This window comes from Paenibacillus sp. GCM10023250, assembly GCF_042653205.1.
Lineage (GTDB): Bacteria > Bacillota > Bacilli > Paenibacillales > Paenibacillaceae > Paenibacillus_Z.
In genome coordinates, this window is sequence record NZ_JBHSHY010000004.1 from 117,091 (window position 1) to 142,875 (window position 25,785).

The window sequence follows — 25,785 nt, forward strand, 5'->3', positions numbered from 1 at the left end:
AAAAAACCGCGGCCCCTGAAAACGAAATGTAAGCAAGCGCCGCAAGGGATGCGCTATCATTGCTGTCACGACAACAATAGAAACGTTTCGATTCATCAATATTACCCTCTTGTATACGCTTTATTTTTCGGCTATAATCGGTTCGAAACGTTTCACTTACGTAGATTTCACTGATTATGACCTATTTTATGGGAATTATACGAGTAATCGAAACGTTTCTACGGAAATCCCGACGTTCGGAACGCCGTAATAAGGCTGGAAAACTCAGGACATAATGAGGGGGTGCGTGCGCTTCTCGGAGGGACGGACCGGAGGAAATGAAAGCGTGCACGTAAGGACAGCAGCATTGAATGGAATGGCGAAATCATCGAGAGGGGTTTTACGATATGAAAAAGACAGTGACCGTAATGACGGCCGCGATGCTGAGCGTCGGCTTGCTCGCCGGCTGCGGAGCGAAGAACGATACGAACGGCGGCAATGCCGGCGAAGGCGGCGCTTCGAACGAGAAAGTGACGTTGACCGTATGGGGCATGGGCGAAGAAGCGAAGACGCTGCCGAAGTACGCGGACGAATTCACGAAAGCCAACCCGAACATCAAGGTCAACGTCCAAGCGCTGCCTTGGGATCAAGGCCACGATAAACTGCTGACGGCGGTCGCGTCGAAGAAAGGTCCGGACGTCGTCCAAATGGGCACGTCCTGGGTAGCGGAATTCGCCGACGCCGGCGTGCTGGCCGACTTGACGCCATATGTCTCGCAATACCCGGAACTGAATCCCGATAACTTCTACGCAGGCTCCGTCACGGCAGGCAAGTACAACGACAAGTACGTCAGCTCGCCATGGTACGTCGAGACGCGCGTGCTGTTCTACCGCACGGACATGCTGAAGAGCGTCGGCTACGACAAGGCGCCGGCTACGTGGGACGAGCTGTCTGACGCCGCGGAGAAGCTGACCAAGGCCGGCGGCAAAGGCAAGTACGGCATGAGCATCGACCCGAAAGAGCAGTCCCTCGGCTTCATGTTCGCCCGCCAGAACGGCGCGGACTGGTTCACGTCGGACGGCAAGCCGAACTTCAACGATCCGAAGTTCGTCGAAGCGATCTCGTACATCAATAGCTTCTACCAGAAAGGCACTACGCCGAAGGATCTCGGCATCGACATCATCCCGGCGTTCAAGGAAGGCATCGTGCCGATGTTCATCAGCGGCCCGTGGATGATCAAGCTGCTCCAGGATCAAGCGCCGGAGATCAAGGACAAATGGGCGCTCGCGGTTCTGCCGAAGAAAGAAAACAACAAGTCGGTGCTCGGCGGCTCGAACCTGTCGATCTTCGAATACTCCAAGAACAAGGATGCCGCGGCCAAGTTCGTCGCGTTCATGAGCAAGCCGGAGACGCAGCTGAAGTGGATGGACGACACGAGCTCGCTGCCGGCCGCCACGTCCGCTTGGGATAACGACAAGCTGAAGAACGACCCGAACTACCAGATCCTCGGCGAACAGCTGAAGACGGCGGAACCGATGCCGGTCCTGAAGTCCTGGGCGCAAATCGGCGACGCCTACCTGAAGCACTTCGAAGTGATCTACCGCAGCAACGCGGACGTGAAGAAGGAAATGGACAGCTTCAACGAAGAAGCGGCCAAGCTGATGAAGTAATCTTTGCTTGACGAGCAATCCAGGTGCGGGAATCGTCTTCCGCTCCACTTGAAGCAGACCGGCCGCGCGCGGCCGGCCTGCTCTATATATGCCCCGGGCATGAAAAAGGAAGTGAGATCTCCCGATGAAAGGTTTCCTGAATAGGCAAGCACCGTATGTGTTCATCGCGCCAACCTTGATATTGCTTACGCTGTTCTCCCTCGTCCCGATTCTGGTCGCGCTCGTGATCAGTCTCACCGACATGGACCTCGGAGGACTCGCGGATTATGGTTCCATCAATTTTATCGGCTTTGCCAACTATGCCGAAGTGCTGACGGATCCCGTCTTTTTGAAGTCCATCTTCAATACGATCTTCTATGTGGTGATCGGCGTGCCGCTGGTCATCGTGTTCTCGCTTGCCATCGCGCTGTTGATCAATCTGGGCACGTCCCGGATTTTCAAGGCGTTTCGCGTTGTCTATTACCTCCCGTCCGTGACGAATATCGTGGCTGTCGCGGTCGTCTGGAGTTATCTCTATAATCCGCAGCTGGGCTTGTTCAACTACCTGCTGAACGCGGTCGGCCTGCCGGACGTGCAGTGGCTCACGCAGCCGACGACGGCCAAGCTGTCGCTGATTATGCTGGCGCTGTGGAAAGCGGTCGGTCTGAACATGATCATCTTCATCGCGGCGCTGCAGGGCATTCCGAAGTCGTACTACGAAGCCGCGCAGCTGGACGGCGCGAGCCTGTGGCAGCAGGTGACGAAGATCACGATCCCGATGATGCGCTTCGCGATCTTCTTCGTGTCCATCACGACGATGATCGGCTGGCTGCAGTTCTTCGAGGAACCGTTCGTCATGACGAACGGCGGTCCGCTGGACGGCACGCTGTCGGTATCGCTGTTCATCTACCAGAACGGCTTCAAGTTCAACCACTTCGGGTACGCGGCGGCCGGCTCGTTCGTGCTGTTCGTGTTCATCATTGCCATCACGCTGATCCAACTCCGGCTGCAAAAAAGCGAGTCGGACATGACTTAAAGATGCGGGGAGATCACTATGAGTAAATCAACTGCCGTGAGGAAAGGGAGCCCGGACGCGCAGCAGGGCGGCCGGCTGTTCCAATGGATATCCGTCATCGTGCTGAGCGTCGGCGGCCTCTTCTTCCTGCTGCCTTTCTTCTGGATGATCATGTCGTCGTTCAAGCCGGAGAGCGAGATCGTGCAGATCCCGCCTACGCTGTGGCCGTCCCACTTCACGATGAAGAGCTTCGAGGACCTGTTCCAGAACATGAACTTCGGCGTGTATCTGAAGAATACGCTGATCATCGTGCTGTTCTCGTTCGTCGGGCTGCTGCTGAACGCGGTGGCGGGCTTCGGCTTCGCCAAGTACGACTTCAAGGGCCGCAACGGCCTGTTCGTGCTCGTCCTGGCGACGATGATGATCCCGAGCCAAGTGACGATGATTCCGGTCTACCTGATCCTGAATTCGATGGGGCTGACCAATACGATGACGGGGATCGTGCTGCCGGGCTTCGTCGGCGCGTTCGCGATCTTCCTGTTCCGGCAGTTCATGTCGACGATTCCGACGGAGCTGCTCGAGGCGACGCGGCTGGACGGCGCGAGCGAATACCGGATCTTCCTGCAGATCGCGCTGCCGATCTCGAAGCCGATCCTGGCGGTTCAGGCCATCCTGACGTTCATCGCCGGCTGGAACAGCTTCCTCTGGCCGCTGATCGTCGCGAACGACGAGAGCTTGTACACGCTGTCCGTCGGCCTCTCGCTGCTGAAGGGGCAGTATTCGTCGAACTACGGCCTGCAGATGGCGGGCGCTACGTTCATGGTCGCTCCGGTCATCATCCTGTTCACGTACTTCCAGAAGCATATTATCGAGAATTTCAGCATCTCCGGTATGAAGTAATCCCCATTCCTAGTGGAAAGCAGGTGCTATGACGATGTCCGCTGCTGCTCCGAAACGACCCAATATCTTGTTTATCATGTCGGACGACCACGCTTCGCATGCCATTGGCGCCTACGGCAGCCGTATTAACCAGACGCCGAATCTGGACCGGCTGGCCGACGAAGGCATGCGCTTCGACAATTGCTTCTGCACGAACGCGATCTGCGCGCCGAGCCGCGCGACGATACTGACGGGGACGTACAACCACATCAACGGCGTCAAGACGCTCGGCGACGATCTGGACGGCCGGCAGGTGACGTTCCCGAAGCTGCTCCAGGCGGACGGTTACCAGACGGCGATCATCGGCAAGTGGCATCTCGGCCACGGCGGCCATCACGACCCGACGGGCTTCGATTACTGGAGCGTGCTGCCGGATCAGGGGGATTACCACGATCCTGATTTCATCGAGATGGGCACGAAGAAGAAGTTCGCAGGCTACGTCACGGACATCATCACGGACAAGTCGCTGGCCTGGATCGAGAACCGCGACCCGTCGCGCCCGTTCATGCTGATGTGCCATCATAAGGCGCCGCACCGGCATTGGGAACCGGACGAGAAGCATATGCACCTGTACGAAGAGCTGGAGATTCCCGAGCCGCCGACGTTCAACGACGACTACGCGACGCGCTCGCAGGCGGCCGTGCAGGCGAAGATGCGCATCGAAGACCTGAACGACCTCGATACGAAGGGACCGCCGCCGGAAGGACTGACGCCGGAAGAGGTCCGCAAGTGGAAGTACCAGCGCTACATCAAGGATTATCTCCGCTGCATCGCCTCTATCGACGATAACGTGGGCCGTCTGCTGGATTACCTCGACGAGCAGGGGCTGGCGGAGGATACGATCGTCATCTACACGTCCGACCAAGGCTTCTTCCTCGGCGATCACGGCTGGTTCGATAAGCGGTTCATGTACGAGGAGTCGCTGCGGATGCCGTTCCTCATCCGCTACCCGCGGGAGATTCGGGCGGGCAGCGTGAGCGAGACGATGATTCTGAACACGGACTTCGCGCCGACGTTCCTCGATTACGCGGGGCTGCCGCTCCACGAGCGCATGCAGGGCTTCAGCATCCGGCCGCTGCTGAACGGCACGGTGCCGGAAGGCTGGCGGACGTCGATGGTGTACCGCTACTGGATGCACTTGGACGGCATTCATGAAGTGTACTCGCACTACGGCATCCGGACGCACCGTTACAAGCTGATCTACTATTACGCGCAGGCGCTCGGCACGACGGATTCGCGGGACGAATCCCGGCCGCCGGAGTGGGAGTGCTTCGATCTGGAGCAGGATCCGTACGAGCTGAACAATGTGTACGGCCAGCCGGATTATGCCGATACGATCGCGGCGCTCAAGCGGGAGCTGGAGCAGCTGATGGACGACGTGCAGGACGAATATTTGCATGCCTGACCGGAAGCCTGCGGCGGCACGGCAGCTGCGCGGGCGGCCTCATACTTAGAGATATAGAGTTGAACGGATAGGATACCAAGAGCATGGGAGGGAGCCCGGATATGAATACTGAGCGAACAACGACAACGATTCCCGTGGAAGCGGATGGGCTGGTCTTCACGTTCCTGGAGAGCGGCGATCTGCGCGATATTCAATACGAAGGCATCATGGTCAATCAAGTCATGACGAATCCGCTGGACGGATCGATGAACAATCTGTATCTGCGCGTGCGCGAGGGAGGGCGGATTCAGTTCGCGCCGCTGCTGGGCGTGCATGCGAAGAGCGAAGTCCGCGCGTCGGACCGGCGCGTCGTCTGGAGCGGCGAGGCGCTCGGCGTGGCGTATCATGTGACGTTCGCGCTGATGCCCGGCCTGATCTGGTTCTGGGACGTCCGCCTGAGCGGCGACGGCGCGGAAGTGGATGTGGTGTACGGGCAGGACGTGGGACTCGCGGATAAAGGCGCGGTGCGCACGAACGAAGCGTACATGTCGCAATACATCGGCCATACGGCGTTCCGCGCGGAAGAAGGCGGCTGCGTCGTCTGCTCGCGGCAGAACCAGCCGATGTCGTCCGGCTTCCCGTACCTGCAGCAGGGCTCGCTGACCGGCGCCGCCGGCTACTCGACGGACGGCTTCCAATTCTTCGGCCTCTCCTATAAGGAGACGAACGTGCCGGAAGCGCTGAGCCAGGAGCGGCTGGCGAACACGGTCTACCAGTACGAATTCGCGTATACGGCGCTGCAGTCGGAGACGGTGCGGTTAAGCGGCGAAGCGTCGTTCGTGTTCTACGGCCTGCTGCGGCCGAACCATGCCGACGCGGTCACCGAGCTGGAATTCCGGGACGACGTGCTGACGGCTTGGGCACTGGCGCAGGCGGAGTCCGGCATCGCCTCCGAACAGGAGCTGCGGCCGGTCAGTCCCCGCGTGGCGTGGAGCGACGCATTCGGCGAACCTCTTCACGGCGAAGCGCTGACGAAGGAAGAAGTCGCGGCGCTGTATCCGGTCCGGCTGCAGGAGGAGGTGGACGGCGAAGAGCTGCTGTCCTTCTTCACGGGCACGTACGAGCATATCGTGCTGAAGGCGAAGGAGCTGCGCACGGAGCGCCCGCACGGCCATATCCTCATGAGCGGCGACAATGCGCGGATGAACGAGCATGTCCTCTCGACGACCAACTACATGTACGGCATCTTCCACTCGCAGATCACGGTCGGCAACACCTCGTTCAATAAACTGATGACGAATGCCCGCAATGCGCTGAACGTGCTGAAGACGTCCGGCCAGCGGATCTATGTGGAAGCTGGCGGCAAGTACCGCCTGCTCACCCTGCCGTCGCTGTACGAGATCGGCTTCAATTACGCGCGCTGGATCTATAAACTCGCGGACGATACGCTCGTGGTGACGGCTTGGACCAAGGCCGATTCGCCGGAGCTGGCGCTCGAGGCAGTCTCGAAGACCGGCCGGGCGTACCGCTTCCTCGTCACGAATCAAATGACGATGAACGATAAGGAATACGAGCTCCCGTATCTCGTCGAGCAGGACGGCGCCGAGCTCGTCTTCCGCGCCGATCCCGAATCGCTAAGCGCGGGCGCTTATCCGGAGCTGCACTACCGGCTCGGCGTCACCGGCACGGCCATGCGCCTGCTCGACGAGCGCGCGCTCGCGCCGGAAGCGGCGGCGGGCTCCGCCTCGCTGGCGGTGCTGGCGCTGGAGCCGGCGGCCAGCTGGAGACTGACGATCGCGGGCCGTCTGGAAGCGGCCGAAGCCGCCGCGAAGGCGGGCGCTGCGGATGCGCAGCAGCCAGCGGAGGCGGATATCGAGCAGTACCGTTCGTTTCTGGCGTCGGTCATGAACGGCTTCCGGCTGACGCATGCGTCGGAGCGGCAGGCGCGGGAGCTGGAGAAGTTCAACGCGCTGGCGTGGTGGTACACCCATAACATGCTGGTGCACTACTCCGTGCCGCACGGTCTGGAGCAATACAGCGGCGCCGCCTGGGGCACGCGCGACGTCTGCCAAGGGCCGACGGAATACTTCCTGGCGACGGGCAAGTACGGCCAGGTCAAAGAAATCTTAAAGACGGTCTACGCGCATCAGTACCAGGAAGACGGCAACTGGCCGCAGTGGTTCATGTTCGACCGGTATTACCGCATTCAGCAGGAGGAGAGCCACGGCGATATCATCGTCTGGCCGCTGAAGGTGCTGGGCGATTACCTGCGGGTCACGGGCGACTTCTCGATTCTCGAGGAGCGCGTGCCGTACTCCACGCACAGCGGGGAGATGACGGAAGCGGCCTTCACCGTCCTCGACCATGCGCGCAAGGAACTGCAGTATATCAAGGACCATTTCCTGCACGGGACGCGGCTGTCCGCCTACGGGGACGGCGACTGGGACGACACGCTGCAGCCGGCGAACGCGAAGCTGAAGCAGTACATGATCAGCAGCTGGACCGTATCGCTGACGTTCCAGACATTAACCCAGCTGTCCGGCGCATTGTCCGGCCAAAGCGGGGAGCTGGCGGCACTGTCGGCCGAGCTGCAGGAGCTGGCCGCGGGCATCCAGGCTGACTTCAACCGGTACCTGGTGAAGGACGGCATCATCTCCGGCTTCGCGTATATGGAAGAGCCGGAGCGGATCGAGCTGATGCTGCATCCGGCCGATGACAAGACCGGCATCGAATACCGCCTCCTCCCGATGACGCGCAGCATGATCGGCGAGCTGCTGGACGCGGATCAGGCGGAATCGCATTACCGCCTCATCAAGCGGGAGCTGTACTGCCCGGACGGCGTCCGGCTCATGAACCGCCCCGCGGACTATAACGGCGGCGTCAGCACCCGGTTCAAGCGCGCCGAGCAGGCGGCGAACTTCGGGCGCGAGATCGGGCTGCAGTACGTGCATGCCCACATCCGCTTCATCGAAGCGATGGCCAAGCTCGGCAAGCGCGACGAAGTATGGCAGGGGCTGCGGATGATCAACCCGGTCGGCCTGCGCGACGTCGTGCCGAACGCGGACTGGCGCCAGAGCAACGCCTACTTCAGCAGCTCGGACGGCAAGTTCGCCGACCGCTACGAGGCGCGCGACGGCTTCGGCCGGCTGCGCGCGGGCGAGGTGCAGGTGAAGGGCGGCTGGCGCATCTACTCCAGCGGTCCCGGGATCTATATGAACCAATTCATCTCGAACGGCCTCGGCATCCGCCAAGAAGGCGGGGATCTGCTGCTGGATCCCGTGCTGCCGGCCGAGCTGGACGGGCTCCGCTTCCGGTTTGAATGGAACGGCAAGCCGATCGACTTCGTGTACCGGATCGGCGGCGAGGTCGTGCGCGGCGTAACCGTGAACGGCCAGGCCGTGCCGGTGAGCGAGCAGGCGAACCGCTACCGTCACGGCGGCGTGCGGATCGCGCGCGAAGCGCTGGGCGGGCTGCTTGGCGAAGCGCCGAACGAGATCGAGATTCAAATGGGATAACTTTTTGTGAGGCGATGGGGGAAGTCAGTACCCCATCGCCGAATTTTATTGCGATAGGCCATTCGAGAACGAGCCGTGAAGATAGGAGCGATTGCCGTGGTAAGCATTAAAGACATCGCCAAACACTTGGGGGTATCCATATCGACCGTATCCTACGCGCTGAATGGGAATCCGAAGGTCACGGAAGAAACAAGGGGGAAGGTGCTGGCCGCGGCCAAAGAGATGAATTACGTGCCGAACGCGGCCGCGCGCACGCTGAAGAAGCGGGAGACGCGCATCATCGGCGCGTTCCTGACGACCTTCGAGGGGGCGTTCTACGGACAGCTGCTTCAAGGGATGAAGGAAGAGATGAACAAACGGGGGTACGACCTCGTAATCTGCAGCGGCACGCAGTCGCACCGGATGCTGTCGGAAGGCATGCTGGACGGCGCGATCATTCTGGACAACGGGTTCACCGACCAGGAGCTGCTGCGGCATGCGGCGAGGAACCATAAGCTCGTCGTGCTCGACCGGCAGCTCAGCCATCCGAACATCGTGCAGGTGCTGCTGGACAACATGGCGGGCGCCACGTTCGCGATGGAGTACCTCATCCGCAAAGGCCATAAGAAGCTCTACGTCGTGACCGGCCCCGAGGGCTCATTCGACTCCGCCCAGCGGCTGGCGGCGATCCGCCAAACGGTGGAACGCAACGCGCCGCTGCAATACGCGGAAATTCCCGGCAACTTCGACAAGGCGAGCGGCGAGGCGGCCGCGAGGCGCATCCTGGGCGAATACGACGGACCGGCCGGCGTCTTCTGCCTGAACGACGAGATGGCCATCGGCGTGTATCACGCGCTGAAGGACTCGCCGTACCGGATCGGCGAGCATCTGCACGTGGTCGGCTTCGACCACATCGACATCACCGACTACGTCCAGCCGCGCCTCGCGACCGTCGATTATTCCGAGCGGCGCTGGGGCGCGGTGGCAGCCGAGCAGCTGATCAGGCTGATCGCGGGCCAGGGCGCGGAGCACGAGCGCATCTACGTCTCGCTGATCGAGGGCGAGTCGGTGGGGCAGGTATAAGCGCTAAGCGTGGATTAATGAAAGCAGACGTCAAAATGCATTAACCCGCATCAGTCCCGACGTATACGGGATGGATGCGGGTTATTTTGTTTGGATGGAGCATCGCTCGCCGATAGGAGATCGGACCGCAGGAGAACGGGCCGCGGAACCAGAACTGTATAGTCAGCGGACATCCCGCCTGCGGCAGGGCTGCCGTTTCCATTCGCCTTTACACAAACTCCCACTACGCTTAACGAACATGGAATACTTGTCCTGTACAATGGCATCGGGTATCCCAAAATTCTTAGTAAGGCCAGGAGGAGGAGAATCATGAAATTGGTACTGCTCGGCGATTTGCACTACCACGAGATCGATGCCGCGGTTCCGGGGCTGCCGGAGGCACGTGAGGCGTTCTATCGCACGCTGCTGGACGACGCTCTGAATACGGAAGCCGATTGGCATGTATCGCTCGGAGATCTGACGAATTTCGGAACGGCCGCGGAACTGAGCGAGGTGTACGCGCTGCTGAAGCGCGAGGACCGGACGTTCATCCACGTGCTGGGCAACCACGACCTCTACTCGCAGCCGCGCGAGGACGTGCTCCGGATTACAGGGCAGCAGCGTTATCATGCCATCGATACGGATGCGGCCATGATGGTCTTCCTCGACACGGCCCGCGAGATGAACCCCGCCGACTGGAGCGGCTGGCTGGACGAAGAACAGCTGCGCTGGCTGGAGGCCAAAGTCGCGGAGTCCGGCACGAAGCCGCTGCTCGTCTTCGCGCATCATCCGGTCTATGGCACGACGGCGCGCTCGGAGATGGACAAGGCGTCCATTCACCCCGACATCGACATGCGGCGCATCTTGAACCAGAAACAGGGCATCGGCGTGTACTTCAACGGACATACGCATGTGGATTCGATCGCGTCCCGGGATAACTGGACCTTCGTGCAGCTGTCCGCCGGCCTCGATCAGCCGGGCTACCGGATCGTGGAACTGGACGGCGGCCGGATCCGCGTCTCCGCCGTTGACGTCGAAGCCGAAGGGCTGCTGGCGCATGGCGCTGCGCTGCACCGGAACATGAAGCATTTCAGCCCGAACCCGGACGCCCGCGGGCAGGAGACGGACCGTCAGATCGAGATCGCCCTGCCGGCCGCGGCGCCTCGGCAATAATGGCGGGTGCGGGCATGAGCGGCGCCCCGGGACACGAAGCGTTCCTAGAGGGCCTGGCTGCGCACCGGATGATCGCGTCCATCAAGGACCCGCGGCATATCGAGACCGCGCTGACGCTGAACCGTCAACTGAGCGGCGTCTTCCTGCTCACCGGGCACATCGGCGTCGTGAAGGGCTACGTGGACGTGTTCAAGGCGCACGGGCTGCCGGTGTTCCTGCATTTGGAGAAGATCGGCGGGCTGAGCACGGACAACTACGGGCTGGATTACCTCGCGAAGGTCATCAAGCCGACCGGCATCATCTCGACGAAGACGAACGTGGTGAAGACCGCGAAGAAGCTGGGCCTGCTCACCGTGCAGCGGTTCTTCCTCGTCGATACGGAAGGGCTCGAGAACATCGCGAAGAGCCTCGCGCAGAGCGAGCCGGATGTCGTCGAGCTGATGCCGGCGCGCATCCCGGACATGATCGGCCGGGTGAAGTCGTTCACCGCGCTGCCGATTATTACCGGCGGCTTGCTGTACGAGCGGAGCCAGGCGGAGGAATGTCTGCACCACGGCGCGGCGGCGATCTCGGCGTCGAGGCCCGAGCTGTGGCGGTGCCTTGGCCCCGATCCGGATTGCGTGAAGCCGCCCGCGGCGGCGCCCGCCGGCGCCGGCCGGAAGCGGTTCTCGCTTACGCCAGTTGGACTCGGGCTGACGGCGCTCTGCGAATATTCATATAATCTTAGCAACGGGTTAATCTAGATTTTACGAACGGCGCGTAATATTCAAGGCGACAAGTAAATACGATCGGTTGGAGTATTGGAGAAACCTTATCCGCTGGCGGACGCACCTCGTCCCCGGCTGGATTAAGGTTTCTTTTTTTGCGCCCCGATTAGAGCTTGCATTCCAGGGATAGAAAAGGTGGAGGAGAAACGATGATGAAGAAGCTTACGGTATTGCCGCTTGCGGCCCTGATGACGGGGATGCTCGCGGGCTGCGGCGGAGGAACGACGGTAGACAACACGGCGACGGGCGCTGCCGGCAGCGCGAACGCGGCGAATGCGAACGCGGACGGGACGAAGGCGGACAACGGCGCGGGGACGAACGATGCGTCCAAGAAGATTGTCATCAAGTATTGGTACGCCTTCGGGGACAAGATCGAGGAAGCGAAGCTGCACATGGTCCAGACGTTCAACGAATCGCAGGACAAAATCGAGGTTGTCGCGGAGCATCAAGGCAATTACGACGACCTGCACGCGAAGGTCCAAGCGGCGTTCGCGGCCGGCGACGCGCCTGCGGTCACCGATCTCGAGATCGCGTCCACCGGCGTCTTCGCCCGCTCCGGCATGCTCGAGGAGCTGACGATGTACGCGGAGCGCGACAAGGAACAGCTGAAGCTCGATGATTTCAACCCCGGTCTGATGGGCAACGCCTACGTGGACGGCAAGCTGTACGGCCTCCCGTTCATGCGCAGCACGCCGATTCTGTATAAAAACGTCACTATGCTCAAGGATGCCGGGCTCGACCCAGCCGGTCCGAAATCGTGGACGGAGCTCGAGGAGTATGCCCGCGTCCTGAAGCAAAAGGGCAAGACTGCCATGACGATGCCGATCGATATCTGGTTCTATGAAGCGCTCGTGGCTCAAAGCGGCGGCAACATGCTGAGCGAGGACGGCAAGCAGGCGGCGTTCAACGCGAAGGAAGGCGTAGAGCCGGTCACGTTCTGGAAGAAGCTCGCCGACGAGAAGCTGATCAAGATTCCGGTCGGCGACGAAGCGGGCGCCACGGCGGACAAGGACTGGGCGAACCAGATGTCGGCCTTCAAATTCGCTTCGACGGCAGGCGTATCCGGCGCGCTCGAGATCGCCAAGGGCAACGGCTTCACGATGGATGCGTCGTTCATGCCGGCCAACGCCAGCTACGGCGTGCCGACCGGCGGCTGCCAGCTCGTCATCACGTCGAAGGGCAGCGAAGAGCAGAAGGAAGCGGCGTGGGAATTCCTCAAATGGATGACGTCGAAGGAAAACACGATCTACCAGCATAAGCATGTCGGTTACCTGCCGACGCGGTTGTCCGCCGTCGACAGCGACGAGCTGAAGGCGCACTTCGCGGAGTTCCCGCAGTATAAGGTCGCCGTGGATCAGCTGGAATACGCCAGACCGCGCCCGATGGTGAGCGCGTATCCCGAGGTCGCGAAGATCATCAAGGAGTCGATCGAGAAGGCGATTCTGGATCCGAAGACGACGCCGCAGGACGCGATGAACCAGGCGGCGGACAAGGCGAACAAGCTGCTCGCCAAGTAAGACGGGAAGAGACCAACCTTCGGCGGAGCGGCGGTTCGCCGCAGGGACGCAGGGACCCGCGGGCCACTGGCTTCGCGGGCCCATCGCCCGGCGGGCGGATGGCCCTCCGCCTATCTTAAGAGCGGAGAGGTAGCACCGAATGTACAACGAGAAGTGGTTGTCCGCGATCAAAGTCGTCGTATTCGACATGGACGGTACGCTCTATCAGGATCATGCGTATCTGGAACGCTATATCCGGTACCTGCTGGAAGGAACGGAGCACGAAGGAGAAACGGAAGCGGCGGTGCGTCTGGGCGGCGCCATGCTGGCCGGCGAACACCCGGGCGGCTTCGGCCATTTCTACCATACCGGGGACGATGTCTGCCTGGCGCTCGAGGGCGGCCGGTTCGTCCGGGGCTATACCTGGGCGGACGGCGTCGAGATCGACGCCGGCGCCTACGGCAGCTATGCGTCGCTGGCCCCGCTGCTGGTGCCGGTCGGCGACCCGTGGAGCATCGTCACGGCGCTGTCCCGGCGGCACCGGCTGCCGGAAGCGAAGCTGCTGGCGGCGTTCGAGCGGGTGCGGCAGGAGATGCTGCAGCCGCCTCACCGGTTCGAGCTCAGCACCGGCCTGTTCTGGGCGATCGAGGCCTTGGACGCGGTCGAGAAGAAGAGCCTTTTGACCAATACGCCGCCAGCGTCCGGCGCCGAGTTTCTAGGTTACATGGGGATCCGGCATCTGTTCGGGGACGTGATCTTCGGCGCCAACAAGCCGGACGGACTTCACGCGTACGTGGCCGCGCTGCTGGCGCAGGGCTATGAGCCGCACGAGATTCTGACCATCGGGGACAATACCTGGAACGACCTGCATCCGGTCAAGCGGCTGGGCGGGCGCACCTGCTTCATCTCGCCGTATCCGAGCGGCGACCCGGAAGCGTGGGATCTCCGGCTGACCCGGCTGGAGGAGCTGGAGGGGCTGATGCGCGCGCTGCAACAATCCATCACAAGGAGGAGCATATCGGATGGCAAAGATCGAGCTGAAGCAGATCGGCAAGAAGTTCAAGGATGAGACCATCATCGAGAATTTGAATCTGACGATCAAGGACGGATCGTTCACCGTGCTCGTCGGGCCGTCGGGCTGCGGCAAGTCCACCACGCTGCGAATGGTGGCGGGGCTCGAGCGGGTGACGAGCGGCGAGATCTGGATCGACGACGTCTGCGTGAACGACACGCCGCCCGGCCTGCGGGACGTCGCGATGGTGTTCCAAAACTACGCGCTGTATCCGACGATGACGGTGCGCGGCAACATCGAGTTCGGGCTGAAGAACCGCGGCGTGGCGAGGCGCGACCGCGACCGGCTGATCGCGGACATCTCGGACATCGTCGGCTTGACGCCGCATCTGGACAAGAAGCCGCAGAACCTCTCCGGCGGCCAGCGCCAGCGGGTGGCGCTCGCCCGGGCGATGGTGAAGCAGCCGAAGGTGTTCATTCTCGACGAGCCGCTGTCCAACCTCGACGCCAAGCTGCGCAACCAGATGCGGACCGAGCTCATCCAGCTCCACCGGCGGCTCGGCACGACGTTCGTCTACGTCACGCACGATCAGGTGGAAGCGATGTCGATGGGCGACGAGATCGTCGTCATGAATAAAGGCGTCATCCAGCAGGCGGATACACCGATGAAGCTCTACCACGATCCGGCGAACCGCTTCACCGCGGAATTCATCGGCACGCCGGCGATGAACCTGATCGACCGCCGGGACATGAAGGGGCTGGAGTTTCATTCGTCCGCGCCGGTCGGCTTCGTCGGCTTCCGTCCCGAGCAGGCGCTGCTCGGCGCGGCTGTGGACGCCGAAGGGTACACGCTGGAAGGCGAGATCCTCACCCGCGAGAGTCTGGGCGCGGAGAATATCTATCAGATCCGCTCGGACGGCGGCATCTTCTTCGTGAAGACGTTCCTCGCGCCGCTCGAGACGGCCGCGCGCGTCCGGGTGACGATTCCGTACGACCGGCTTTATTACTTCGGGCCGGACGGCGAGCGGCTGCGCGGCGTCGAGATGGGCGCGAGGCAGCTGACGGCGGCAGGGGGCAGATGACATGACGCTCTGGGATAAGCTGCGTCCGTATGGCATGGTCGCGCCGGCCGTGATCATTTTCTCCCTGTTCTTCATCTATCCGATTTTTTACATGATGTACCTGAGTCTGTTCGACTGGAACTTCGTCAGCCCGACCAAGTCGTTCGTGGGGCTGCAGAACTTCAAGGACCTGCTGACGGAGCCGGATTTCCGGCAGGTGCTCGGCAATACGACGCTCTATACGCTGATGACCGTGACGCTGACGACGGGGCTTGCCCTGCTGCTCGCGCTCTGGCTGAACCGCAAGAGCATGTTCCACGGCTTCGTGCAGGGGGCGATCTTCAGCCCGCATATCATCTCGCTCGTGTCGATCTCGCTGCTGTGGAGCTGGCTCATGGATCCCGAATACGGCCTGCTGAACTGGGTCATCGGACTATTCGGCTTCGGCAAGCTCGAGTGGCTGTCCCATCCGAGCACGTCGCTCGTCTCGCTCGTCATCGTCGCCGTCTGGAAGGGGCTCGGCTACAACGCGCTCGTGTTCATCGCAGGCCTGCAGAGCATTCCGCCGGATATCTACGAAGCCGCGTCGCTCGACCGGTCGAAGCCGTGGACGACGTTCCGGAAGCTGACGCTCCCGATGCTGTCGCCGTCGATCTTCTTCCTGGCGGTCATTAACATGATCGGTTCGTTCCAGGTGTTCGAGACGATCGCGATCATGACGCAGGGCGGACCGGTCAACTCGACCAACACGCTCGTCTATTACATCTATCAGTACGGCTTCCGGTTCTTCAAGATCGGCTATGCCTCCGCGGCGGGCGTCATCCTGCTCGCAATCGTCGGCGTGCTGACGATCCTGTATTTCAACCTGCTGTCGAAACGCGTCCATTACCGTTAGGAAGAGGTGAACCTGTTGAAAGCCGTAGACTCTACGATCGGCGGCCGGCCGATCGGTGCCGCCGCCGCCGGCAGCCGGACCCGCGCGCGGTCGCGGAAGGCGGTCGTCCGCCAGACGGCCAGCGCCGTCCTGCGCGTGCTCAATATCGCCTGTCTGCTGCTGCTGGTGCTGATCTTCGCGATGCCGTTCATCTGGATGATCTCCACCTCGCTCAAGACGCTGCCGGAGACGATGATCTTCCCGCCGGAGTGGATCCCGCGGAATCCGGTCTGGCACAATTACGCGGAAGCGTGGAACACGGGGCCGTTCCTGCATTACTTCGCGAACAGCCTCATCATCGCGGTCGGCATCCTGGCGCTGCAGATGCTGACGATCATTCCGGCCGCGTATGCATTCGCCCGGTACAGATTCGCCGGTTCGGGCTTCCTGTTCAGCATCGTCATGGTGACGCTCATGATTCCGGCGCAGCTCATCTTCCTGCCCGTGTACCTGGAGCTGAGCGCGTTCAAACTGCTGAATACGCATCTCGGCCTGATCCTGCCGTTCGCGTCGAGCGCCTTCGGCATCTTCCTGCTGCGGCAGGCGTTCCTGCAGATCCCGGACGAGCTCGTCGAAGCGGCGCGGCTCGACCAGGCGAAGGAGTGGAAGATCATCCTGCGCCTCATGGTGCCGCTCGTCAAGCCGGTGCTCGTCACGTTCGCCCTGTTCAGCTTCATCGCCCATTGGAACGATTATTTCTGGCCGCTCGTCATGACGACGAACGAGACGGCGCGCACGCTGCCGCTCGGCATCGCCAAGATCCGGGAAGTGGAAGGCGTGGCGACATGGAACGTCCTGATGGCCGGCAACCTCATTCTGGTCGCCCCGATTCTCGTCGTGTTCTTCGTCTCGCAGCGGCAGATCATCAAGGCCTTCGTCTATAACGGCGTCAAATAAGCGAGACGTGAAAGAAGACAATCGAAAGGATGGATGAGAGATGAACGAAATGTCGCAGAATACGAACCGCGCACTGCCGCTGACGATCGTCGCGCACCGCGGTTGCTCGGGGACGGCGCCGGAGAACACGCTGGCGGCGTTCAAGCTGGCGCTGGAGGAGCCGGGCATCGCGATCATCGAGCTGGACGTGCATTTGTCCAAGGACGGCGTGCCCGTCGTCATTCACGACCATACGCTGGAGCGGACGACGAACGGAGCGGGGCGCGTCGACGCGCATACGCTCGAGGAGCTTCGCGGGCTGGACGCGGGCGGCAAGTTCGCGCCGGCATTCGCCGGGGAGCGGATCCCGACGCTCGAAGAGGTGCTGGAGCTGGCGAAGGGCCGCTGCGTGCTGCATATCGAGCTGAAGATGCTGGCGCAGGAATACGCGGGCATCGAGGAGAAGGTCATCGCGCTCGTGCAGCGGCATGGCATGGAGCAGGAGGTCGTGCTGTCGTCGTTCAACCACGACTCCATGAAGCTCGCGCACGAGCTGGATCCGTCCATCGCGACGGGGCTGATCTTCCTCGGCAAGCCGTTGCTGCTCGCAGAGCAGCTGAGGTACGCGGGCGCGGCAAGCCTATCGATGCACCATGCGTTCCTGACGCGCGAGCTCGCGGACGAGATGGCGGAGCTCGGCATCGATCTGGGCGTATGGACGGTGAACGATCCCGCGCTGCTGGCGCGGATCGCGGCGGACTACCCGGGCATGCGGATCACGACGGATTATCCGGAGCGGGCGCTGCAGGTCGTGCGGGAGCACGGGCTGGCGGCACGATAGGACTGACGAATAGCGGAGAGAAAGCAGAGTAGACCGGAATGCTCCGGCGCTACTCTGCTTTTGTGCTTATTGTAGATGCCGTGCCGGGGGTAGTTACTATACACGAGGTAAGATGCTGATAAAGTTTTCACTTCTTTAAAGCGGTAATCGGCGGGCCTATAATAGATAGAGTGAAAGGGCACGCCCGATGTCCGGGAGCATGGCCGCCCGAGAAGCGAAAACGAGAGAACGAGAGGTATGGACGGCGTATGCAAATCATGCAAGACATTCGTGCGTTTATGGCGGTCTCCGGCGCCAGAATCCTGCTGACGATGTTCTTCCTCTACGGGATCGGCACCGGCATGCTGGCGCCGATGAACGCAGTCTATCTCGACGAGAGCGTCGGGCTGTCGAAGGAACAGATCGTGGCCGTATTCGCCGTATCCCTGTTCTGCAACATCGCCATTACGATTACCGTCGGCTGGTTCAGCGACCGGCTGGTACGCAAGAAGAAGCTGCCTCTGGCGGCGGCGCTGCTCTGCATGATCGGATTGGCCGTCTACATGCAGGCTTCCGACTTCCGAAGCGCGCTCATCGGCATGACGATCGCCGTCGCGCCGTCCGGATTAATCATGGGGCAGCTGTTCGGCATGGCGAGAAGCCATTTTGCCCGCAGGGCCGGCGAGCTGGTGGAGATGGCCCAGCTCTGGCTGCGGGCGGCCTTCAGCGTCGGTTTTTTTACGGGGCTGCTGCTTGGCGCGAACATCTTCCTGATCGCCACGTTCCAGGGCGTTCTGTGGGGGAATATGGCCGGGTATGTCTGCCTGGCGGTGCTGCTGCTCACGTATAAGGAGACGGCGGGCGAGCCGGGAACGAAGCAGGCCGTGAAGGGCGAACCGTTCTCCCTCGTGATGCTGATCGCGCTGCTGCTGCTCTCTTGTGCCGATGCCATTCGCGGCTTGTATTTGCAGCTCGTCGTCCTGAAGCTCTTCGACAAGCCCGAGGTGATGTCCTACATCTGGAGCACCCAGGCGGTATTCGAGCTGTTCTTCATGACGCTGGGCGGGTATTGGGCGGCGAGGTACGGAAGCAAGAAGATTATTTTTCTGGGCGGCTGTTTCGCGCTTGCCGCTTATCTGACCTATACGAGCAGCGATTCGCTCCCGGTCTTCTTCGCGGTCCAGCCGTTGTATTCGTTTTTCGTCTCGATTTTGGCCGGCGTGGCCATGGGCTACGTGCAGCGGATGTTCCTGAGCCGGACGGGCTTTGGGGCGAGCTTGTACGTGTTCATCACGCAGACGGCTTCGCTCATCGGGTATTTCCTGCCGCTGTTCATTCGGGGCATTACGCCGGACATCTTCTTCATCCCGAGCGCGCTTGTCGCGCTGTCGCTGCTGATCATCGGCGTCGTGCTGTACCGGGAACGGGGCACCGGGAACCGGAACGCGAATAAGCCGTCGGTCGTCAATCGCGCCGTCTGACGCGGCGAACGTGTCGTTAGCTGTGATTGCGTGAGGCTGCCGCTTGAGGCGAATTGGAATGAACCACTATAGGAGGAATGAATATGCGTTATCGGAAATTGGGGACGAGCGGATTGGAAGTATCGGTGCTGGGACTGGGCACGAATGCCTTCGGCGGACGCGCCGACAAGGAGACCTCGATCCGCGTGCTGCACCGCGCGGCGGACAGCGGCATCACGTTCATCGACACCGCCAATATCTACACCGGCACGAAGTCGGAGGAGATCATCGGCGAGGCGTTCCAAGGCCGGCGCCAGGACGTGCTCCTCGCGACGAAGGCGGGCATCAAGAACGGGGAAGGCCCGAACGCCGGGGGCGCTTCGCGCCAGCATATCTTCCGGGAAGTCGAGGCGAGCCTGCGCCGCTTGCGGACGGATTACATCGACCTGTACCAGATTCACGTGTTCGACTCGCAGACGCCGCTGGAGGAGACGCTCCGGGCGCTGGACGATCTCGTGCGCTCCGGCAAGGTGCGGTACGTGGGGGCTTCGAATTATAGCGCCTGGCAGATGATGAAATCGCTCGCCATTAGCGACAGCCGGCATCTGATCCGCTATGCGTCGGTGCAGCCCGGCTACTCGCTGGCCGATCGCGGCGTGGAGCGGGAGCTGGTTCCGTTCTGCGTCGATCAGGGGATCGGCCTCATCCCGTATTTCCCGCTGGCAGGCGGCATTCTGACGGGCAAGTATTCGGGCGGAGCCGTGCCGAGCGGATCACTGCTGGACAAGAACCCGAACTTCGCCCGGCGCCTGAACGCCGACCGCGTGGAGCTGGGCGAACAGGTCGCGCGCATCGCCGCGGAGATCGGGACGTCCGCCACGGCCCTGTCGCTGGCATGGCTGATGCATCAGCCAGCGGTCAGCACCGTCATCGCCGGCGCGACCCGCGAGTCGCAGATCGACGAGAATCTGAAGGCGGTCGAGCTTGAGCTGTCCGAGGACGTGCTGCTGGCGCTGGATGAAGCGAGCAAGAACTTCGTATTTGCGCCGCCGTTCTAAAGCTGCCGCCGATCCGGCCATCGCGCGAGGTGCGCGCGATAAGGTTGGCTCAAGCGGGGAAAAAGGTTTACGTGAAGGGCGGCCGGGGCAAGATGCGGCTGCCCTTGTTCATGTAACGGGAAGCGGGCGCGCAGCTCCATCGGCAGACTTGCCCGATCATGCGGCACGAACGCCGGTCCGCGAATCCGTCTTATCGCCGCCTAAGAGATGCCGATCTCTTGGGTATACCCGCTGTGCTGTCCGAGAGCACGGAATACGTATGCTTGACCGAGCGGCTTAATAATGCCGAAGGAAGCGGCGAAACGCCCGAAGCCATCCGTCTCGCCCTCTGCGTAGACGCCCCATTCGCCGGTGAATCCGGTCCCGACCACGCGGCCCTGCAGTTCGTAGCGCTCGGAGCCGCCGAATCCCGCGCCGCCCATGGTCACGTTGAAGCCGTCCTGAATCTGATTCGCGGCGGCCTCGCAGCTGATCACCGGCCGCATCGGAGCGGGATCGCTCACCTTCTCCTTCGGCATCTTGCTCGCTTCGAAGACGACGTCCCCCCCCGCGTTGCCGAAGAAATGCCCCTCGGCGTTTAACCCGCTCGTGTCTTGGTACGTCCCGGCCGTGCCGTTATCCCAGCTCACGTGAAAGAGAAGGCGGCCGCTATCGTAGGGGGTCAGGTAACTCAGCTGGCCATAGGTGTCTCCGCCGCGTATTGCCGGGCCGTGGCTCCCGGTCAGCCGGCAAGCCGGATTCGCAATGCGGAATCCGCCGGACGCGATCGGGATGACGGTAAACCACGCATCCCAGCCGTTGCTTTGACTGAAGTGCCATCCCCCTGCATAACCGGTATCCGCCCACGGCGGATTGCCTTGAATCCCGATCTTCTCCCCGATAATGCGCTGACCGCCGGGCACCTCCGGGGCGGGGGTGAGCGGCTTTCCGACCTGTGACAGTTTGTCCAGGTAGCCGATGACGGCATCGTATTTCAGGAGGGACAACGGGTTTTGCTCCGAGACGAGAACAGCCGCGCTGGCGTCCGTCTCCTTGATCAGCTTCTCGCTGATAAGCGCCTGCCTCACGGCTTCGTCGACCAAGACGTGGCCGTACTGCTGCTGCATCTTGACGAAGTCTTTCGGCTCGATTCTTCGTTCTGCCATCCTAACCGCCTCCTAATGTGGGCCCTTCCTTCGAACTCGTGAAGTGGACGCGGCCCTAAGGATCATCTTATTCCCCGTCCCGGAAGAAAAAGACCTCGCCCCGAGGAATTTTTAACCGCCGGCCCGGGAGCGGTTTGAATTGGTTTTGTAAGATACTTGTAATGAGAATGACATCCAATCTTTATCTCTTCTTAAGGCTGCTAGGCTATACTTGAACTCGACCCCCCTTTTGAAATATATCTTTTAGGCCCGCAGCCCGTTGCTGCGGGTCCCTTTTTTTATTTTCGGGCGGTTGTCGCGCGGATTCTGCCGAACCGTTGGAAGCCTCATTGCGCTCGCGGCCGCAGGTTTTCCTCGTATGACATTCACTCCTATTCATCACGACGATGCCCTGTAGATTGTATGGTTCCGCGCTGTTCCCGGTCCGCGAGGTTGTCCGCAAGATCTATCGTTTGTTGACTATTCAACCACGCGGGCTTGAAGTAAAATATGATCTGCACGCCTGTAATTGTTACTCGTTAGCAGCGAGCGGAGAGGGGGAGGGCTGCGAAACAATCGTCAACGCAGGTGAACATCGCGCAGGCAAGCGGCAGGCTTCGATGTAATGAAAGCGCTCTATTAGCGGTAAAGAGAAAGGACGGATGAGGTTGGTTTTCCTACGAAGATTGTTCGCCTTGGCGGCCGTGATGGCGGCCTCCTGCATGATTTGGCAAGCGTCCGCGCACGCGGAGCAGCCGTATTCCTCGTACTGGTTCCCAAAGGACCTGCTGAATTGGTCCCCCGAGACGGACAAGGATGCCGCTTTTAATAAGTCGGGCATTCCGCTGGCCACTCGGGCTGTGGGCGATCAAGTAAATCCCAACGTAACGCTGGGCCCGAAACTGGCAGCGCTTTCGTCGATGGCCGACCATACGAGCGGGACGCCGTCGCAAGGCTCGGACCAGTTCGATACGTATGCGTTCCAATATTGGCAGTATCCCGATGTGCTCGTCGACTGGGCCGGCTCCTCGGGCGAGGGCATTATCGTGCCGCCGAGCGCCGACGCGACCGATGCCGCGCATAAGAACGGCGTTCCGATCCTCGGCACGATCTTCTACCCGCCGACCGCCTACGGCGGCAAGATCGATTGGGTGAACGACTCGCTGGTGCAAAATCCGGACGGCTCCTTCCCGTTCGCGGACAAGCTGATCGAGGTGGCGAACTATTACGGGTTCGACGGCTGGTTCATCAACCAGGAGACGGCCGGCGGCAATTCGTCGACCGCGGCCAAGATGCAGCAGATGCTCAAGTATCTGCAAGCCAAGAAACCCGCAAGCATGAAAATCATGTGGTACGACGCGATGGTGAGCAGCGGCCCGGTGTCGTGGCAGGGCGCGCTCAACGCATCGAACAGCATGTTCTTCCAGGACAGCAGCGGAATCGTCTCCGACAGCATGTTCCTCGACTTCAGATGGAGCGCGGGCACGCTGAGCGCTTCGAATGCGGCGGCGGCGAACCTGGGCCGGAATCCGTACGACCTGTACGCCGGCATCGACGTGGAAGCGAACGGGTATAATTCGGCCCCTCGCTGGAGCGCCATCTTCCCGTCCGGCGGCCAGGCGGTGACGTCGCTCGGGCTGTACCGCCCCGATTGGGCGTACAAATCGTCGACCGGGCAGGCGGACTTCTACGCCAGAGAGAACCGGTTCTGGGTCGGGCCGAACGGCGATCCGCGCCGCACGGCACCCGGCACGTCATGGCCGGGCATCGCGAATTACATCGCGGACAAGACGCCGGTGACGTCTCTGCCGTTCGTGACGAATTTCAACGCGGGGCAGGGGCATCTATTCGCGGTGAACGGCGAGGTGCTGCGCACCGCGGACTGGAATAACCGCAGCCTGCAGGACGTCATGCCGACGTGGCGCTGGATCGCGGACAGCGCGGGCACGCCGCTGAAGCCGGACATCGATTTCGCGACCGCCTATTATGGCGGCAGCTCCCTTAAGGTCTCGGGCGACCTCGGCCCGGCGAACGCCACGCAGATCAAGCTGTACAAGACCGATCTGCCGGTAGGGGCGGACACGAAGCTGGGCGTTGCGTTCAAGCTGGCGGATCCGAGCGTGGCCGCTTCGCATATGAAGGTCGGCATCGCCTTCGCGGATGACCCGAACGCGTTCGTCTACTTGGATGCGGGCGACGCCCCGGGCGGCGCATGGACGACGAAGTCGATCCCGCTCGGCGCCTATGCCGGCAAGCGGATCGCCGCCACCGGGCTGAGCTTCGCGAGCGACACGGCGATTAATGGCTACGCCGTCAACATCGGGCGGCTGTCCGTAACCGACGAAGCCGGGCAGCCCGCGCCGGCCCTCCAGCCGAGCGCGCCGGCAATGACAAATGAATTTACCGGCGGCATCGCCGCGGACGCCCGGCTGACCTGGACCAAGCCGGAACCGGCTGCCGCGCTGTACGAGGTATACCGGCTGAAGCCGGACGGGACGCGCGAGTTCCTCGGCGCGACGCCGAACGACGCGTATTACGTGTCCCAGATCAAGCGGATCGGCAAGGAATCGCAGACGGCGCTGCAAATCGTCGGCGTCGACGGCAGCTTCCGGCACGGCGAGCCGGCGGTCGTCACGCTGAACTGGCCGGCCTATCCGAAGCCGGCGGCGGACTTCGCCGTCAGCCAGCGGTACGCCGCTCCGGGCCAGCCGATCGACTTGATCGACCGCTCGTCGGAGACGACCGAATCGGTCCGCTGGGATGTGCCGGGCGGCCAGGTCGATGACAGCTCGGGGCACCCGGTCGTCACCTACAGCCAAGAAGGGACGTACACGATTACGCTGACCGCCTCGAACAGCTCGGGCGAAGACGCGCATACGGAGCAGGTTCACGTCACGTGGGCGGTATCGGGCGGCCAGTCCAATCTCGCGCTGAACAAGACGGCGACCGCGAGCTCGACCTGCGCCTCGTCCGAAGCCGCGCGATTCGCGTTCGACGGCAGCTTGAAGACCAAATGGTGCGCCAATGCTGGCAGCGGCCCGCACTGGGTCGTGAGCGATCTGGGCGCCGATTACGCGATTACGGATTTCGCGCTCTCGCATGCCGAGCTTGGCGGCGAAGCGGTGAGCATGAATACGTACGATTACAAAATCCAGCTGAGCGACGACAAAGCAACGTGGCGGGACGTCGTTGACGTCCATGCGAACACGAAGGGGCGGACCGAGCATACGATTGATCTGTCGGAAGCCCGGTATGTCCGGCTGTGGGTGACGAAGCCGGCCAGCACGAGCGACAACGCCGCCCGGATTTACGAATTCGAGATCGGCGGGTATGCGGTTAATCCCGTGTTCTTAAGCCTCAATCAGGCGGCTGCGGCCGAGAACGTGCGCCAGCTGCTCGGCTCGCCGGCTTCGCCGGGGCTCCATCTGAACTTAACGAAGTGGAATCTGCTGAGCGCCGACGGGAAGCTCGCCGTAGCCCAGGCGATCGTGAGCGGCAGACCGGCGGACGGATATTACAGCAGCGCCGCGATCCAACAGGTGATCGACCAAGCGGTAGCGGGACTGGATAAGACGGCACCCGTCACGACGCTGACCGCGGCGCCTTCCGCGCCGGACGGGCAGAACGGCTGGTACGTGCATCCAGTCGAGCTGACACTGACGGCATCGGACGAATTGTCCGGCGTCGCCAAGACGGAATACAGCCTGGACGGCGGAGCGAACTGGCTGCCGTACACTGGTCCGGTCACGCTTGCCGACGACGCGGCGGCCCGCATCCTGTACCGCTCGGCGGATGCTGCGGGCAACGTCGAATCGGCCCGGGAAAGCTTCATTCGTCTGGACAGGACGGCGCCGGCGATCACCGCTTCGGTGCATGACGGCGACGTATTCACGGATGATCAATTGTTCCTCCCGCAGATTACCGTAACCGACGCGGGCTCCGGCGCGGCGGCCGGCAGCACGGTCGTCACGCTCGACGGCGTGCGGCTTCATCCGGGCGAAGCGGTGGACCTGAGCGGACTTGCGCTCGGCACTCACGTCCTGGCCGTGGAAGCCCGCGACCTCGCGGGGAATGCCGGCACCTTAACGGTTCGGTTCATGACGACGGCCAGCCTCGATTCCCTGCATGCCCTGGTCGAACGATTCCGGGCGAACGGATCGATCGACAACGGCGGGATCGCGAACAGCCTGCTTAAGAAGCTGGAGCATGGGAACGTGGACAGCTTCGCGAGCGAAGTAAGCGCGCAGCGCGGGAAGCATATTTCCGAGGAAGCGGCGGCATGCCTGCTCCGGGACGCGGCCTTCCTCGCCCGGCAGCAATAGGCACAGCAACGCGGATTTTAGGGACCGGCTTAGGGCCGGTTCCTTTTTTCGTTTCGGTTGCGTTTCGGACTTTGCGCGGTTATTACCGAACCGTAACCGTGCCGTCAGCGCCGAGAGGTTTTCATTGCGCGCCGTTTCCGGTACCATAAGGGATGGAGCCG

Annotated in this window: 18 protein-coding genes; 17 read left to right on the forward strand and 1 reads right to left on the reverse strand. The window is 61.9% G+C overall.

What is annotated here, in order from left to right:
- Positions 1 to 386: 386 nt before the first annotated feature.
- From ACFPB1_RS06030 to ACFPB1_RS06105, 16 genes are all read left to right on the forward strand, one after another.
- Positions 387 to 1,649 (forward strand): sugar ABC transporter substrate-binding protein, encoded by a 1,263-nt coding sequence (locus tag ACFPB1_RS06030; protein ID WP_379222989.1) that lies wholly within the window; start codon positions 387 to 389, stop codon positions 1,647 to 1,649.
- Positions 1,650 to 1,773: 124 nt separating this feature from the next.
- On the forward strand, positions 1,774 to 2,664 hold the full coding sequence (locus ACFPB1_RS06035) for a carbohydrate ABC transporter permease (RefSeq protein WP_379222991.1): 891 nt from the start codon (positions 1,774 to 1,776) through the stop codon (positions 2,662 to 2,664).
- Positions 2,665 to 2,682: 18 nt separating this feature from the next.
- The gene (locus tag ACFPB1_RS06040) at positions 2,683 to 3,543 is read left to right on the forward strand and encodes a carbohydrate ABC transporter permease (RefSeq protein ID WP_379222993.1); all 861 of its coding nucleotides are present in this window, start codon (positions 2,683 to 2,685) and stop codon (positions 3,541 to 3,543) included.
- 34 nt (positions 3,544 to 3,577) lie between these two features.
- A complete protein-coding gene (locus ACFPB1_RS06045) occupies positions 3,578 to 4,987 on the forward strand; it encodes a sulfatase (protein WP_379222995.1) in 1,410 nt (469 codons plus the stop codon).
- A 101-nt stretch (positions 4,988 to 5,088) separates the two neighbouring features.
- Entirely contained in the window at positions 5,089 to 8,481 is a 3,393-nt protein-coding gene (locus ACFPB1_RS06050; protein ID WP_379222997.1) for a GH36-type glycosyl hydrolase domain-containing protein, read from the forward strand.
- Positions 8,482 to 8,577: 96 nt separating this feature from the next.
- A complete protein-coding gene (locus tag ACFPB1_RS06055) occupies positions 8,578 to 9,543 on the forward strand; it encodes a LacI family DNA-binding transcriptional regulator (RefSeq protein WP_379222999.1) in 966 nt (321 codons plus the stop codon).
- A 309-nt stretch (positions 9,544 to 9,852) separates the two neighbouring features.
- Positions 9,853 to 10,695, forward strand: a complete 843-nt coding sequence (locus ACFPB1_RS06060) for a metallophosphoesterase family protein (RefSeq protein ID WP_379223001.1) — start codon at positions 9,853 to 9,855, stop codon at positions 10,693 to 10,695.
- Positions 10,696 to 10,709: 14 nt separating this feature from the next.
- Positions 10,710 to 11,438, forward strand: coding sequence for a glycerol-3-phosphate responsive antiterminator (locus ACFPB1_RS06065; protein ID WP_379223003.1), 729 nt, complete (start codon positions 10,710 to 10,712; stop codon positions 11,436 to 11,438).
- A 173-nt stretch (positions 11,439 to 11,611) separates the two neighbouring features.
- Positions 11,612 to 12,979: an ABC transporter substrate-binding protein gene (locus tag ACFPB1_RS06070; RefSeq protein WP_379223005.1), complete on the forward strand. Its 1,368-nt coding sequence runs from the start codon at positions 11,612 to 11,614 to the stop codon at positions 12,977 to 12,979.
- A gap of 139 nt (positions 12,980 to 13,118) precedes the next feature.
- Positions 13,119 to 14,027, forward strand: a complete 909-nt coding sequence (locus ACFPB1_RS06075; protein ID WP_379223007.1) for an HAD family hydrolase — start codon at positions 13,119 to 13,121, stop codon at positions 14,025 to 14,027.
- A complete protein-coding gene (locus tag ACFPB1_RS06080) occupies positions 13,981 to 15,051 on the forward strand; it encodes an ABC transporter ATP-binding protein (RefSeq protein ID WP_379223009.1) in 1,071 nt (356 codons plus the stop codon). Before ACFPB1_RS06075 ends, ACFPB1_RS06080 begins: the two co-directional genes overlap by 47 nt.
- A gap of 1 nt (position 15,052) precedes the next feature.
- Complete coding sequence (locus tag ACFPB1_RS06085) at positions 15,053 to 15,925, forward strand: carbohydrate ABC transporter permease (RefSeq protein ID WP_379223011.1); 873 nt, start codon at positions 15,053 to 15,055, stop codon at positions 15,923 to 15,925.
- Between the two features lie 129 nt (positions 15,926 to 16,054).
- Complete coding sequence (locus ACFPB1_RS06090) at positions 16,055 to 16,861, forward strand: carbohydrate ABC transporter permease (RefSeq protein WP_379223141.1); 807 nt, start codon at positions 16,055 to 16,057, stop codon at positions 16,859 to 16,861.
- Positions 16,862 to 16,901: 40 nt separating this feature from the next.
- Positions 16,902 to 17,681 carry a glycerophosphodiester phosphodiesterase gene (locus tag ACFPB1_RS06095; RefSeq protein WP_379223013.1) on the forward strand — a complete coding sequence of 260 codons (780 nt, stop codon included), beginning with the start codon at positions 16,902 to 16,904 and terminating at the stop codon, positions 17,679 to 17,681.
- Between the two features lie 248 nt (positions 17,682 to 17,929).
- Positions 17,930 to 19,141 (forward strand): MFS transporter, encoded by a 1,212-nt coding sequence (locus ACFPB1_RS06100; protein ID WP_379223015.1) that lies wholly within the window; start codon positions 17,930 to 17,932, stop codon positions 19,139 to 19,141.
- An 83-nt stretch (positions 19,142 to 19,224) separates the two neighbouring features.
- Positions 19,225 to 20,178 carry an aldo/keto reductase gene (locus ACFPB1_RS06105; RefSeq protein WP_379223017.1) on the forward strand — a complete coding sequence of 318 codons (954 nt, stop codon included), beginning with the start codon at positions 19,225 to 19,227 and terminating at the stop codon, positions 20,176 to 20,178.
- Between the two features lie 200 nt (positions 20,179 to 20,378).
- Here the strand turns inward: ACFPB1_RS06105 and ACFPB1_RS06110 are convergent, their stop codons facing one another.
- Positions 20,379 to 21,323, reverse strand: a complete 945-nt coding sequence (locus tag ACFPB1_RS06110; protein WP_379223019.1) for a hypothetical protein — start codon at positions 21,321 to 21,323, stop codon at positions 20,379 to 20,381.
- 701 nt (positions 21,324 to 22,024) lie between these two features.
- Between ACFPB1_RS06110 and ACFPB1_RS06115 the strand changes: the two genes are divergently transcribed.
- Positions 22,025 to 25,624, forward strand: a complete 3,600-nt coding sequence (locus tag ACFPB1_RS06115; RefSeq protein WP_379223021.1) for an endo-beta-N-acetylglucosaminidase — start codon at positions 22,025 to 22,027, stop codon at positions 25,622 to 25,624.
- Positions 25,625 to 25,785: the final 161 nt, after the last annotated feature.